At 63.3% G+C, this 13416-nt stretch carries 12 protein-coding genes and 1 other RNA gene; 10 read left to right on the forward strand and 3 right to left on the reverse strand.

Features of this window, described 5'->3' with window-relative positions; translation table 11 throughout:
- Positions 1–95 precede the first annotated feature (95 nt).
- The gene (locus tag AB0436_RS13490) at positions 96–566 is read right to left on the reverse strand and encodes a hypothetical protein (protein WP_366467998.1); all 471 of its coding nucleotides are present in this window, start codon (positions 564–566) and stop codon (positions 96–98) included.
- 157 nt (positions 567–723) lie between these two features.
- Here AB0436_RS13490 and AB0436_RS13495 point away from each other — a divergent pair, with 157 nt between their 5' ends.
- Positions 724–873 carry an LPXTG cell wall anchor domain-containing protein gene (locus tag AB0436_RS13495; RefSeq protein ID WP_366467999.1) on the forward strand — a complete coding sequence of 50 codons (150 nt, stop codon included), beginning with the start codon at positions 724–726 and terminating at the stop codon, positions 871–873.
- Positions 874–956: 83 nt separating this feature from the next.
- Here AB0436_RS13495 and AB0436_RS13500 read toward each other — a convergent pair whose 3' ends face one another.
- Complete coding sequence (locus tag AB0436_RS13500) at positions 957–1151, reverse strand: hypothetical protein (protein ID WP_366468000.1); 195 nt, start codon at positions 1149–1151, stop codon at positions 957–959.
- A 290-nt stretch (positions 1152–1441) separates the two neighbouring features.
- Here AB0436_RS13500 and ftsE point away from each other — a divergent pair, with 290 nt between their 5' ends.
- The 9 genes from ftsE (at position 1442) to AB0436_RS13545 (ending at position 11242) form a co-directional block, all read left to right on the forward strand.
- Positions 1442–2131 (forward strand): cell division ATP-binding protein FtsE, encoded by a 690-nt coding sequence (ftsE, locus tag AB0436_RS13505; RefSeq protein ID WP_164266073.1) that lies wholly within the window; start codon positions 1442–1444, stop codon positions 2129–2131.
- A 9-nt stretch (positions 2132–2140) separates the two neighbouring features.
- Positions 2141–3061: a permease-like cell division protein FtsX gene (ftsX, locus tag AB0436_RS13510; RefSeq protein WP_366468001.1), complete on the forward strand. Its 921-nt coding sequence runs from the start codon at positions 2141–2143 to the stop codon at positions 3059–3061.
- A gap of 68 nt (positions 3062–3129) precedes the next feature.
- Positions 3130–4302 (forward strand): S41 family peptidase, encoded by a 1173-nt coding sequence (locus AB0436_RS13515; RefSeq protein WP_366468002.1) that lies wholly within the window; start codon positions 3130–3132, stop codon positions 4300–4302.
- Positions 4303–4320: 18 nt separating this feature from the next.
- Positions 4321–4800: an SsrA-binding protein SmpB gene (gene smpB / locus AB0436_RS13520; RefSeq protein WP_365850889.1), complete on the forward strand. Its 480-nt coding sequence runs from the start codon at positions 4321–4323 to the stop codon at positions 4798–4800.
- Positions 4801–4950: 150 nt separating this feature from the next.
- Positions 4951–5338, forward strand: a transfer-messenger RNA (tmRNA) gene (ssrA, locus tag AB0436_RS13525).
- A gap of 289 nt (positions 5339–5627) precedes the next feature.
- Positions 5628–6218 (forward strand): Uma2 family endonuclease, encoded by a 591-nt coding sequence (locus AB0436_RS13530; protein WP_366468003.1) that lies wholly within the window; start codon positions 5628–5630, stop codon positions 6216–6218.
- A 1090-nt stretch (positions 6219–7308) separates the two neighbouring features.
- Positions 7309–7863 carry a hypothetical protein gene (locus tag AB0436_RS13535; protein WP_366468004.1) on the forward strand — a complete coding sequence of 185 codons (555 nt, stop codon included), beginning with the start codon at positions 7309–7311 and terminating at the stop codon, positions 7861–7863.
- A gap of 979 nt (positions 7864–8842) precedes the next feature.
- Positions 8843–9145: a hypothetical protein gene (locus AB0436_RS13540; RefSeq protein ID WP_366468005.1), complete on the forward strand. Its 303-nt coding sequence runs from the start codon at positions 8843–8845 to the stop codon at positions 9143–9145.
- A gap of 72 nt (positions 9146–9217) precedes the next feature.
- Complete coding sequence (locus AB0436_RS13545) at positions 9218–11242, forward strand: hypothetical protein (RefSeq protein ID WP_366468007.1); 2025 nt, start codon at positions 9218–9220, stop codon at positions 11240–11242.
- 952 nt (positions 11243–12194) lie between these two features.
- Here the strand turns inward: AB0436_RS13545 and AB0436_RS13550 are convergent.
- A complete protein-coding gene (locus AB0436_RS13550; protein ID WP_366468008.1) occupies positions 12195–13247 on the reverse strand; it encodes a MarR family transcriptional regulator in 1053 nt (350 codons plus the stop codon).
- Positions 13248–13416: the final 169 nt, after the last annotated feature.

A 13416-nucleotide genomic window follows, 5' to 3' on the forward strand; every position in this document is an offset into this window, starting at 1 on the left:
GCAGTGATCGCCGCGGGCGCCTCGCTGACCGCCGCGGGGGCGGCCCAGGCCGCCGGTATCGCTGTCAACGTTCCCGGCGTTGCCGGGGTGTCCATTCAGACGGCGGACGAGGACGGCGGCACCAACCCGATCGGCGGCGTCGACAGCGGTACGTCCACGGGTACCTCAACGGGTACGTCGGAGGGCACGTCCACCGGAACATCGACGGGTACGTCGGAGGGCACTTCGACCGGTACGTCCACCGGTACGTCGGAGGGCACTTCGACCGGTACGTCCACTGGTACCTCGACGGGTACCTCGACCGGAACATCGACGGGTACCTCGACCGGTACGTCGGAGGGCACCTCGACCGGTACGTCCACCGGTACGTCGGAGGGCACCTCGACCGGTACGTCGGAGGGCACCTCGACGGGTACCTCGACCGGTACGTCGGAGGGCACCTCGACCGGTACGTCCACCGGTACGTCGGAGGGCACCTCGACCGGTACGTCCACCGGAACATCGACGGGCACCTCGACCGGTACGTCGGAGGGCACGTCCACCGGAACATCGACGGGCACGTCCACCGGTACGTCGCAGGGTAGCGACTCGCAGGGTTCCAGCTCCGGCACCAACGGCGGCGGGGACCAGGGCGCGTCTGGTGACACGACCAACGGCGGTTCGACCAGCGGCACCGGCACAGACAACACCGGCACCGCGCCCGACAACCTCGGCTCGCAGCCGGTGGAGCAGGGCAAGGCCAAGCAGGAGCTGGCCGAGACCGGTGCGGGAGAGACCACCTTCCTCATCCTCGGTGCCGCGACGATGATCGCCGGTGGCATCGGCTTCCGTATGCTGCCGCGTCTCGCCGGCCGCGGTGGCAACATCGCCTAAGCGTTCAGCGCATACCTGAGAGAGGGCCCGGGTTCCGATCGGAACCCGGGCCCTCTCTCAGGTCACACGCGACGCGGCGAACGTCAGACGGTCTGATGCGCCACCAGTGCCAACGCCGCCACCAGCAGGATCAGCAGGGCGATCAGGGCCACCGGACTGAGGCCGCCCAGGAACCCCTCCTGCTGCTGCAGGCGCTCCCTGCTGGCCCGGCACACTCGGCAGCGGCCCTCGCTGACGGGGGATGCACAGTTCGCACACACCAGTCGGTCGTAGGTCATGCGCACTCCTCCTCCCGCGCGGCGGAGCCGCTCACACGCTTACTCTCCGCCCAACGCACAGGGAAACGGAACTGTTCCCCTTGTTCCCCCTACCACTGTGCCAGCTTTTGCGCCTTTCGGCGCGTCCGGCCGAATGACGAGCGCTCTCTACCCTCATGGCACCCGGAGAAAACCCGCAAATGCCCCGTCGATAACCTGGACATATCACGCATCCACGGACGCTGCCTGCGGGCGCACAGCCGGTTCGCGTAAGGTCACGCACACCTATTCCCGGCCGACGTGGTGCACTCGTGATCCGATTCGACAACGTCTCCAAGACCTACCCCAAGCAGAACCGTCCCGCCCTTCGGGACGTCTCCCTCGAGATCGAGAAGGGGGAGTTCGTCTTCCTGGTCGGTTCCTCCGGTTCCGGTAAGTCGACTTTTCTGCGGCTGGTGCTCCGCGAGGAGCGCACCAGCCACGGCATGGTGCACGTCCTCGGCAAGGACCTCGCGCGTCTGTCGAACTGGAAGGTGCCGCAGATGCGCCGCCAGCTCGGCACGGTCTTCCAGGACTTCCGGCTGCTTCCCAACAAGACCGTCGCGGAGAACGTGGCGTTCGCGCAGGAAGTCATCGGCAAGCCGCGCGGTGAAATCCGCAAGGCCGTTCCCCAGGTCCTCGATCTCGTCGGCCTCGGCGGCAAGGAGGACCGGATGCCCGGTGAGCTCTCCGGTGGTGAGCAGCAGCGCGTGGCGATCGCCCGGGCCTTCGTCAACCGCCCGATGCTGCTGATCGCGGACGAGCCGACCGGCAACCTCGACCCCCAGACCTCCGTCGGCATCATGAAGCTGCTGGACCGGATCAACCGCACCGGAACCACCGTGGTGATGGCCACCCACGACCAGCAGATCGTCGACCAGATGCGCAAGCGCGTCATTGAACTCGAGAAGGGCCGTCTCGTGCGCGACCAGTCGCGTGGCGTCTACGGCTACCAGCACTGAAAGGACGCCATGCGCGCCCAGTTCGTCCTGTCGGAGATCGGCGTGGGTCTCCGCCGCAATCTCACGATGACTTTCGCGGTCATCGTCTCCGTCGCCCTGTCCCTCGCCCTGTTCGGCGGCTCGCTGCTCATGCGCGACCAGGTGAACACGATGAAGGGCTACTGGTACGACAAGGTCAACGTCTCGATCTTCCTTTGTTCCAAGGGGGATGCGACGTCCACCCCCAAGTGTGCCAAGGGCGCCGTCACCGACGAGCAGAAGAAGTCGATCGAAACCGATCTGAACAAGATGACCGACCTCGTCCAGAAGGTGACCTACGAGTCGAGCGACGAGGCGTACAAGCACTACCAGCAGGAGTTCAAGGGGTCCCCGATGACGGGCTCCATCACTCCGGACCAACTCCAGTCGTCGTTCCGCGTCAAGCTCAAGGACCCGACCAAGTACAAGGTGATCGCGACCGCGTTCGCCGGCCGGGACGGTGTGATGACCGTCCAGGACCAGCGCGGCATCCTGGAGAACCTCTTCGCTCTGCTCAACGGCATGAATGTGGCCGCACTCTGCGTGATGGCGCTGATGCTCGTCATCGCGCTGATGCTGATCGTCAATACCGTCCGTGTGTCGGCGTTCAGCCGCAGACGCGAGACCGGGATCATGCGCCTGGTGGGCGCGTCGAGTTTCTATATCCAGATGCCGTTCATCATGGAGGCCGCGTTCGCCGGTCTGCTCGGCGGCCTGGTCGCCTGCGGAATGCTGCTGGTGGGCCGCTACTTCCTGATCGACCACGGACTCGCGCTGCACGAAAAGCTGAATCTCATCGACTTCATCGGCTGGGACGCGGTCCTCTCCAAGCTGCCCCTGGTGCTGGCAATCGGGCTGCTGATGCCTGCACTTGCCGCGCTTTTCGCATTGCGCAAGTACCTGAAGGTGTGAAACTCCCCCCGCGCGGTGAACGGCCAACCAGTCATGCACCGCACGGGGGTTGTTCTACAGTGGGCGCCATGTCAGGACCGGACTTCTGTTCATCGCCCCGCAGCGTTCGCCGTGGGGCCGTCCTGACACTGGTCTTTGTCAGCGTCCTGGCCACCGCGGCCGCCACCAACTCCTGGCCGGAGAGCGACGCGAGGGTGCCGCGGCCGTCCCACACCCGTGACGTGGCGTCGACCGTCGACCGCGCAGAGTTGGCCAGGGCGGCATCCGAAGCCGAGGCCGACGGCAAGTCCGGTACGAAGGCGGCCGAGGAGGTCGTCAGCCGCAGCGGGGACCGCTGGGGCGCGGTCTACGACCGCTCCGAGTACAAGGAGTTCGAGGACGCGCTCGACGGCGAGTACACCGGCGTGGGCCTCTGGGTCAGACGCAGCCGGGACGGACATATCGAGGTGGCCAAGGTCCAGCCCGGCGGCCCGGCCGCGCTGGCCGGCCTCCGCGCCGGTGACCGGCTCCGTACGATCGACGGCCGCCAGGTCGGCACCAGCCCGGTGACCGCTGTCGTCGCGCAGCTCCGCGGCGGCGACGACGCGTCGGCAGCCGGCACGGCGGTGGCCGTCGGGGTGCAGCGCGGCCACCAGGGCTGGACCAGGACCCTGCGCAGAGTCCGCCTCGCCACCGACGCGGTCACGGTCCGCAAACTGTCCGGCAAGGCCACGCTGGTCAAGGTCACGGCCTTCTCCCGGGGCTCCGGCGCACAGGTCGACCGCGCCGTCCGGACCGCCCCGGCCGGCGGCGGCATCCTTCTCGACCTCCGCGGCAACAGCGGAGGTCTGGTCTCCGAGGCCACGGCCGCCGCCTCCGCCCTGCTCAACGGCGGCCTGGTCGCCACCTACGACGTGCACGGCACCCAGCGAGCCGTCTACGCCAAGCCCGGCGGTGACACCGGCCGGCCGCTGGTGGTCCTGATCGACGGCGGCACCATGAGCGCAGCCGAGCTGCTGACCGGCGCTCTCCAGGACCGCGGCCGCGCCGTGACGGTCGGCTCCCGCACCTTCGGCAAGGGATCGGTCCAGATGCCCAGCCCGCTGCCGGGCGGCTCGGTGGCAGAGCTCACCGTCGGTCACTACCGCACTCCGGCGGGCCGCAGCGTCGACCGCCACGGCATCACACCGGACGTGACGGCGGGTGATCGGGCCGAGGCGAGAGCCGAGACAGTATTGAGTGGCCTCGGGGGAGGGTCGTAGTGCGAAAATGGTCGCACTATGGCTAAGGAAACAGGGCGCAAAATGGTCGCCCAGCACAAGAAGGCGCGGCACGACTACCTCATCCTCGACACCTACGAGTGCGGGCTGGTGCTGACCGGCACCGAGGTGAAGTCGCTGCGGATGGGCCGGGCCTCCCTGGTGGACGGCTTCGTGCAGATCGACAACCACGAGGCGTGGCTGCACAACGTGCACATCCCCGAGTACACCCAGGGCACCTGGACCAACCACAGTGCCCGCCGGAAGCGGAAGCTGCTGATGCACCGCATCGAGATCGACAAGCTGGAGTCCAAGACCCAGGAGTCCGGTCACACGATCGTGCCGCTGGCGCTCTACTTCAAGGACGGCCGCGCGAAGGTCGAGATCGCGCTGGCCAAGGGCAAGAAGGAGTACGACAAGCGGCAGACCCTCCGCGAGAAGCAGGACCGGCGCGAGACGGACCGGGCGATCTCCGCGGTGCGCAGGAAGCAGCGTGCCTGACGCTGGACGGACACCCGGCCGGCGGTGGGGGAATACGCTGGCACGGTCCGTCGTTGTTCACGTACGATGGCTCTGCACCCCACGGGGCGCGGCATCACCGTTTGAGCAGTGGCACTGCTTGCGCAGTGAGACTGTTTGAAAAATCAACATGGGGATGATCGGTTTCGACAGCGGCTGTCGAAGCAGGTGAAGCGAGCCGAGGAAGCGGCAATGATCTCGTAAACCATATGTCGCAAACAATAATCGCCAACTCTAAGCGCGATTCCCAGTCCTTCGCCCTCGCTGCCTAATAACAGCGACTGAAGGACCCAAAATGGGTGTCAGCCCGGGGAAGTTCCCGACCCGGATCCTGGCATAAGCTAGGGAACTAAACCATCGGTCCCGGTCACGGGGATCGATGGGAAACCAAACAGTGACTGGGCCTGTCGGAGACTTGTTCGCGAGATCTCCGGGGCCGAGAAAATCACAGCGAACTGCGCTCGGAGAAGCCCTGGTTCTGCACCGTTGGACGCGGGTTCGATTCCCGCCATCTCCACCACCCCATGTGTGGCTCATGCCCCGCCGGAATTTTCCGGCGGGGCATGAGCCTTTTGTGCAGTCATTCCTCGAACACCGTCTCTCCCCCGCCGCTGCCGCTTAGGCTTCCGGCAGGTGGGTGCGACGGCTCCAGGTTTCGCTGCAAGCCTGCGACGGTCGGAACGTGCCCACCCGCTCTCATGACCTCGCCGGCCTGTGCACCGACTGGTGTCCAGGGAACCGCGCTGCTACCCGATGACTGCTCTAAAGTGAGGAACGCCGTATGAGCTCGCGGGCGAGGAGGAGATACCTTGGCAGGCCAGGCACACCACCCCATTCCTGTCCGCCGGGGGCGTCTGCGTGAGGCCGCCGAAAGTATCGAGCAGGCCACCGGCATGCGCGTCGAAATCATCGGGGGGACTCTCGTGATGTCCCCGAGCCCGAGCGGCAAGCATGCCGGGATCGTCATCTACCTGCGGGATGCTATCCGTCCCGGTCTGGACGCTGCGCAGGAGGCCTTCGAGAACGTGTCGGTACCGATGCCGGATGACCCCGACGACTACTCGACCCCGGATCTGACCGTCGGCCCCCGCACGTTCAAGGATGCCGATGACTGGCTGCTGGATGCGGACGCCGTGGAACTGGCTGTGGAGGTCATCTCGCCCAACGAACGGCTGAAGGGCATCAACGAGAAGACCGCTTGGTACGCGGCAGCTGGCGTTGCGCGGTTGCTGCAGATCGACCCGCGTACCGGGACATGGTCGCTGTTCACCCGCCCGTCGAAGGACGAGTACAAGGGCGTCGTCCACGGCAAGTACGGCGAGCCGGTGCCCTTGCCCGGTGATCTCGGCGGGGACCTAGACACGACCGGGCTTCCTCAGTACGCACTTCGGGCCGGCTAGCTCATTTGGCTATGCCTCGGGCGGAGGCGTCGGCCGCGTTCGGGTGTTCGCCGGTGGCGGTAGCGGGCCTTCCTTGCGCCGGGTGTGGTCAGGCGGGCGGCCCGTGCGCCGTCGTCGGAGCGCCAGTTGCGCCACCAAAACTCCACGTGTCCCTCGTGCCCTGCCGGAGGGTTCCGGCAGGGCACGAGTCGTCAACGCGATTCCTGGACGAACCTCCATGAAGCAACTGCGGACGATTTCTCGTAAGCCTGGAGGGTGAGCTCTTGGAGATCGTCGCCCTGGTAGGTAAGACCCTGCGCTTTTCCGGCACACTCAACAGTTGGAATGTCGCCGGAGTGTGGCTTCCTGGTGGTGCGCATAACATCGAAGCTCCCGTTCCCTGCGCACGCAACTTCGAATTTTATTATCCCAGCCTGATGGGGCAGAGGGACGGAAATTCTTCCAGTACCTTCTATTCGTTTCGAACCCGAAGCAACCAATTTTTCCCCAGCTGGGATTTCGGGAAGCTTCCTTTGCGCAGCTGTGAGCCACTCGGCCTGGCCCTTGCTGGGAGAGCTTGAGGGAGGCTGGGCGGATCTGTGAGAGGCCACAGCAGGGTCAGCCGCGGTGCATGCACTTGCACCCGAGACGACGATGAAAGAGCAGAACGCCGCCGAGAGACGAGCCGCCTTTGTCGAGGTGATCAAGTTATTTCCCCTTCGGCGCTTGCAGACGGCCGTTGGATTTCAGCTGCCGCCTCGAACACCTTGTAGCCTTCACTGAACTTTGTCCTGGCCGAGGTCGAGTGTTGTCCTCTGGGACAAGGAACAACTCCCCCCGCCAGTTGGTAGCTGCCCAAGTAGTACCTGGCCTACGATCGCGCCTCGGTGAGCCGCTGCGGGGTGACGAACCGCCAGTCTCGACCGCTGACTGCCGCATTTACCCACGCCAAGCTCAAAGTAGTGCCGACCGGGGAGCGGCCCTCGCCAGGGCCTGAAACGATCTGGGACGGGTACTGATGATGCGGGGTCGGCTGACGACGCGGACCTGCTGGAGGGGCAGCCTGTGCTACCACCGTTCTGATCGTTCCGGCGATCCGTATTATCAGCCGATGTTGACGTCTACGAAGAAGGTCACCGCGGCGATGCTCAGCATACTGAACCGGAAGCAGCGGATGCCCGCGCTTGCTCTTGGCGCAACCGTCATCCTGGCTCTGGCAACTTCCGCCTGTACGTCCGGTGATTCCGAGCCGCGGAGCGGGGCTTCCTCGCCTGCGAGCGACCCCGCGTCCGCTAACCCGTCACCGTCGACGACCCTGAGCGACGCACAACTCCGCAAGCAGGCCGAGGCTGCGCTTCCGAAGGGGAAGGCGGTCACGCATGGTGGCGCGCTGGCGAAGAACGGTGTGATACGTCGTAAGACGACGAAGCTACGCTGGGAAAAGCGTTATGTCCTGGAGGTCGTCTGTGTCGGGGCAGGCGCGGTGGTGATGCACTTCACGGCGGAGAGTACCGGGGCGTCCGGAGATATCGACATTGCTTGCGGTCGCAGGCCGGGTTCGTTCGCCTTTGCCGGCGGCGACGGTTTCTCTTTCGAGGTCCGTCCGTCGCATGCCGATGGTTTCGTTGCCTGGCAGGTCGTGCAGAGGGACTACAAGGGTTCTTGAGGCCCCTCCGCACAGCCTGAACTGCGCAGCCGCTCTATTTCTTGCCCAGCATCTGTAGCCAGAGTTGGTCATGTCCGAACTGCGTTACGACCGCGGGATTCGCGAGCCATTGGCTGTCCGATTCCGCTGCCAAGGCGTCAACTTGCTGACATCGACTTCGCCGTCGTCCACCCACGCCAAACTCGGAAGATGCCTGCGGCTCGTGGGAAGCACAGGAGGACGGCGCTCAGATATGTGCGGCGGGGCAAGTGGCTCTGCGTCTGGAGCCCGGTACCAACGGGTGCCGAGACGTCCCCCGCTTCTGGTGACTGCCGGGGCAACGGTGATGGCAGTATCGGTCCCCCGTACACCAAGGGTTTCGCCGGCCGGCCCCCGCTGTGCGGTGTCACGCACCTTCGGACATCGAGCGGGCAGTCGTACCGAAGGCATCAGCGACCTGGGCGAGCTCGTGGAAGGGGGACAGACGGTGCGCAAGGTGACCTGTCGGACAGCACCTTCGAGGCGACACAGGACGTGAACGTCCAGCAGATCCAGACCGTCAACCGCTGATACGACCGGCGGATGTAGGCGGCAGACGTCTGGCCGGCGAGCGTGCCCAGCATCTGGTCTATCGCCGCCCGCCGCTCGGTACCTTCGCCGAGGACGCCTCCGACATCCACGCCGGGCCCCGCACACGCGTCATGGCAACCCTCCGTAACGCCTTGCCATCGGCGCGCTGAAAACCCTCGGAGCCGACAAGATCGCCAAAACCACCCGACCCATCCGCGACGAACCGGAACGAGCACTCCCAACCCCGGCCATCGCCATCAACCTGGACGCCTACGGAACCTGATCACGCCCCGACGAGGCGCCGAACTGATAAAATGTCAACTGATTGAAACGAGAACCTTTTTGGCAAGACTCCGACTGCAGCTGACGGCCCGCCACTTGCATCACATATCGGGTCGCAATTGCATCATTGATATCGGAAGCGGGGGACATGGGGGATGAACAGACGGGCGTGCGAAATCCCGTCAGGGTTGAGCTGGAGGCCTTGAAGAAGGATTTGACGAATCACGTCGAGGATCTCAAGAAGAAGCTTCATAAGGCATCGAAGGATGTCGGCGAGAGGAAGTCATGGGCAGGCAAGAACGCGAAAGCATGGCACGCCGAGATCGAGGGTAAGCGTAGGCATCTCAGGACGCTCATTGACAACCTCCTACCCGCGGTTGAAGCGAGGATTAGAGAGGAGCCTGAGAAGATATCACCGCAGGCTGCCAAACATCGCCACATGGGAATCTAAACATTCGCAGTCCGGAACGTCCAAAGCTGCGGGTCGGCAGATGTAAATCCGACCGCGAACGGGGAAGATGAAGTGAGGCGTGACATATCGGGTGGAATTCCGCCCAACTTCTCGGGCATTGATCCCAAAGCTCTGCAAGGGACGATCACGTCTCTCAAGAAAGACACGGAAGATCTCCGTGGCAAAATCCATGGGTGGAAGTCGAAGTTCGAGCGACTGGCGATCGAAACCAAGGATTTGACTGGGGTTCTCAACATCTGCACGTGGAGCGACGACCAGCTCCTCATGCTGGAGCGGCGCCGTCGTATGGCCATCGAGATGGACGAGCCATACTCGGGTCATAAACATATGCTTACGGTCGACGAGAACAAGCTGGACTCGACGACTATGGCGCAGACGAAGAAGGACGCCCGGGAAGCACTAGCCCTTGCTAAGAAGGGCGCCAAGCTTGACCGTGATGAACTGAGCACGCTTCAGTTGATGTTCTCCATGCACAAGGGCGATCCGTACTTTGCTGAGAAAGTAGCGACTGGGCTCGGGAGCAACGGATCCCTAAGATTCTGGGCTGCGATCAATGATGCACATCAGGGTAATCAACCGGCGACGGTCGCCTCCTTCCTGAAAGAGCTGCAAAAGGACTTCAGTGCGACTCTTGCCACGGCTTCATACTCGAACAGTCCTGCTATGCGTGAATGGAAGAGCCAGATCATCGATCACGGTGACAAGCAGTTCATCACCGACCCAACTAAAGAGACCACGGGTCCTTTCGGATTTCAGCTCATGAGTTCCCTCATGCGCACTGGAAACTATGACTCGCGCTTCCTGGACCAATACGGCAACAAGCTGATCGGCTTCGAGAAACATACGTCTCCCGCAAACCTTTGGAACTCGGGCGGTATGCTTCACGAGGATCTCAATTTCGCTGGCGGCCAGAATGACCAAGGTGTTGACCCCATGACAGGGTTCCTCGATGCTCTGGGGAACAATCATGCTGCCTCGACAAGATTCTTCCACGACAAGGAGCACTTCAACTATCTCGTCGGCAAGGGCGATAATGTGCGCGTGTGGCCGCAGGATAACGGCAAGTTTGCGCCGCGTGCCAATCAGACGCAACATTTTCCGGGTTTTGACGCACTGGGCAAGGCGCTGGAGTCCGCGACAACAGGGCACAACTTCGGGTCCGACCCCCTGTCCGCAGCGACAATTCACACGCCGGAACAAGCCAGTCTTATGCACGACATTGTGGTTGCTATATCGAAGGAGCCCGATCTCGTACGGCCAGGTATGGCCGACAACCTGGGACGTATCAGCGCGGAGTATATGCCTGATATTCATCGAATTATTGATTCTACTACAGATTCGGAAATCCGGGAAAATATGTTCCCCATCGAGGGAGCGTCCGCAAGTCTTGACGACCAACATGACGTAATTCGCTTTCTGCACACGCTTGGGCGGAACCCAGACGGATATGCGGCAATTAACCTGGGGCAGCGCAACTACACCGCCAACCTGCTGCACTATCATCTTGACCACCCTGAGGTGTTTCTTGACGGTCAGAGTGGTAGTCACGCCGAGCGTGTAAATAAACTCGTGGGGTATCTGTCGCAGGACGCTGGAGAGATCCAAGGAATAATCGGTCACGGCCGGGAATGGGAAGTGGAGCATACTTCTGACGAGAAAGATGAAAAGTACAACAAGGCCTTGGGGGTGGCCGCGGGTTGGGCGGACAAACTGGTTGGAGTTGGCGTCGGTTACGTCACTTCGCCATTGGAGGGAGTCCGGGGTGGCGAATTCGCAGGCGGGCAGATAGGGGGTTCCGCTTCCGGAGTGGTCGGTGGCATATTCGACAATCTGAAGCACGACAACCATAATGAAGTTATTTTCCAGACCGGCGCCGAATGGCAAAAGATCGCGGACAGTGTGAAAGCGGCAACAGGAAATACACTGGACCATGTTCTCGCGAGAGAAGGTCTGAACCGCACTGATCTGCGGAACGTCGCAGATCATGCAATCGAAGCCGGACTCAATGATTCAGACAGGGATATCGGGCGCGCATTTGAGGGTGAGTCCTACGCTGTCTTGCCAGCATCCGATTGATAGTGAACGAGCATGGGAAGTGCAGTGATACGTTCTCAGTTTGTTAGGATTTCATTGCCGATCCTCTTGGCGCTCCTGGTGGGAGGAGGGGTTGGCTACGTCCTGCGAGGCAATTCGGAGGACGGAAGTTCGAGCGGAGCTTCACGCGATGTTCAGAGTTGTTCTAATCTATTCGGTCCTCCCAGTGCGAGTGCAACGCGCTCGTTGGAGGACTCTATCCCAAGAGGTGCTCCGGCTTCATCGCAATCCGTCGAGTACGCCGTAAATCCTGGCGAGTATTCGGCGAACTGTCGAGTGGTTGCTGATAGGAAATTGAAACTCACACTTTCGGCGAAACTGCAGCCCACCGGCCGGCTTGAAGATTGGCGTGAGTCCATCGAAAGAGATACAGGTATCGGCCCTCGGCATGCTCAGGCAACGTTCCATGTGGGAGACGAGGGTATCGTCGGGAAGAGTGTTGCGGCCATTTATGTGAAATGTAATGCCGCAGGCACTTCGTCTGCTGAGCCGACGAGTCTCAGTATTAGCGTCGAGTCGTTCATGAAGGCCAAAGAGGATGCGGGGTCACTTCAACGTAATCTCGTCAATATGGCGACGGCTATGGCTAAGCATGCATACAGTGAAGCGCGCTGTCGGACACACGTGACGATTCCGTCATCTCCTCCCGCAATTGATTGACAGAGCGCGGTCCATAGAGCCTCGTCCGGATCGTGGTGCGGCCGCAACAGATACCGCCACGCCGCCCAGAAAGCCATCAGGATGCCTCAACTAGGACCGTGTCCTACATGGTCAGTTGATCTCTGAGTGACTCACGTGATCACCCACGGGGCGGTGGTACAGCTCCGTGGGCGAGCGGTCGGTATTCAACCACCCCCTTGGCCTCGCTGCGGCCCTCACTTGCTACGAGAGACTCGTAAAGCTCATAACGTGAGTCATCCTCGTATTGAAATTCTCAGAGGTTGCGTGCCAGGGATCGGAGGGCTTCGACGTGGGTGTGGACGTCGCGTGGGGGCACCGTCTGGGCGCCGGTGTCGGCGTTGGTGGTCGCTTGGGTGCTGGGTGGTGTGCGGCGGCAGGGGCGGCAGAGGCCGTCGGGAAGGGCTTCGGGGCGGCCGGGAGTGCCGCATTTCGTGCACTCCACCATCAGGCCAGGGGACGGAGCGCCGACCGCGTTCGGCGTTGGGGTGGCTGACTGGTGCGGTGGTGTCTTTTCCCTGAGGCGGTGGCGGACGAAGCCGAGGGGGGAGTTGATCGGTTTGGCGGGCAGTCCGGCAGCCAGTACCTGGACGATGTACGCGGGCGTCACCCCGCGCGCCAGCCACTCCATCGCGAGCCCTTCCAACTCCTCGCAGTCTTCGGCCGAAAGGGCCAGCCGCTGCTCTACGACGCCGAGCTGGGCCAGCGCCTGGTACGCGGGCGAGGAGTGTTCCGGGACCCGTTCCGGCTGCTGTGGTGTGACCGGCGTGGGCGCAGGCGCCGGCGGTGTGGCCCGAGCGGCGGCGGCCGGGGGCGCGGGCGCCCTCCGTACCTTCACTGGCGCGTCTGCCGGGCCCCGGTCAGGCGCTGATGCGGTGGTCTCCGGGTCCTTGCCAGCGACGCAGTTGCCCTCGGCGGCGAGGAAGGTGGTCCACCACTCGTTGTCGCGGGCGGTTCGTGACCAGAAGGTCCTGAACGCCCAGCGGACTTGGTCGCCGGTCCCGGTCAGGCAGCGCACTCGGCGCAGGTGCCCGGCGACGGACAGTGCGGTGAGGGCTGTGCTGACGGCCTGCTGTCCGTAGTGGGGGAGTTGCTTGGCGAGGGTCTTGATCGTCATCGCGGCGCCGTCGCGCAGCCGGTCGATGAAGGCGGCGATGTACCGCTCCCGCTCGGGCAGTAACAGGAAGTCGTCGGCCTGGCGTGGGGTCTGGTCGGGGGCCGAGCGTTTGCCGTAGCCGGCAGTTGCCATCGGGTGGGCGGGGAAGGCTGCGGGGGCGCGCAAGGCGGCGCTAGAGTTTTGGGTAGCCACGAGATCGTCCTGTTCGATCTTGGGGTGAGACCCCGGCTTGGTGCTGGTAACACCGCGTCGGGGTCGTTTAGTTGCTCGCACCGTAAACAGCCGCGCCCGCGCGCCGCAAGTTGGTCCGGATTAGTCGTATTTCCTCACCGTTACCACGGTGGGTCGGGCGGGGAGGTTT

Source organism: Streptomyces sp. NPDC051322 (assembly GCF_040689485.1).
Taxonomy (GTDB): Bacteria; Actinomycetota; Actinomycetes; order Streptomycetales; family Streptomycetaceae; genus Streptomyces.

Bases quoted from the DNA above. Each gene is read 5' to 3' on its own strand.
- AB0436_RS13500 (WP_366468000.1), bottom strand. From the start codon at position 1,151: ATGACCTACGACCGACTGGTGTGTGCGAACTGTGCATCCCCCGTCAGC.
- AB0436_RS13515 (WP_366468002.1), top strand. From the start codon at position 3,130: ATGTCAGGACCGGACTTCTGTTCATCGCCCCGCAGCGTTCGCCGTGGG.
- AB0436_RS13540 (WP_366468005.1), top strand. From the start codon at position 8,843: ATGGGGGATGAACAGACGGGCGTGCGAAATCCCGTCAGGGTTGAGCTG.
- smpB (WP_365850889.1), top strand. From the start codon at position 4,321: ATGGCTAAGGAAACAGGGCGCAAAATGGTCGCCCAGCACAAGAAGGCG.
- AB0436_RS13535 (WP_366468004.1), top strand. From the start codon at position 7,309: ATGTTGACGTCTACGAAGAAGGTCACCGCGGCGATGCTCAGCATACTG.
- ftsX (WP_366468001.1), top strand. From the start codon at position 2,141: ATGCGCGCCCAGTTCGTCCTGTCGGAGATCGGCGTGGGTCTCCGCCGC.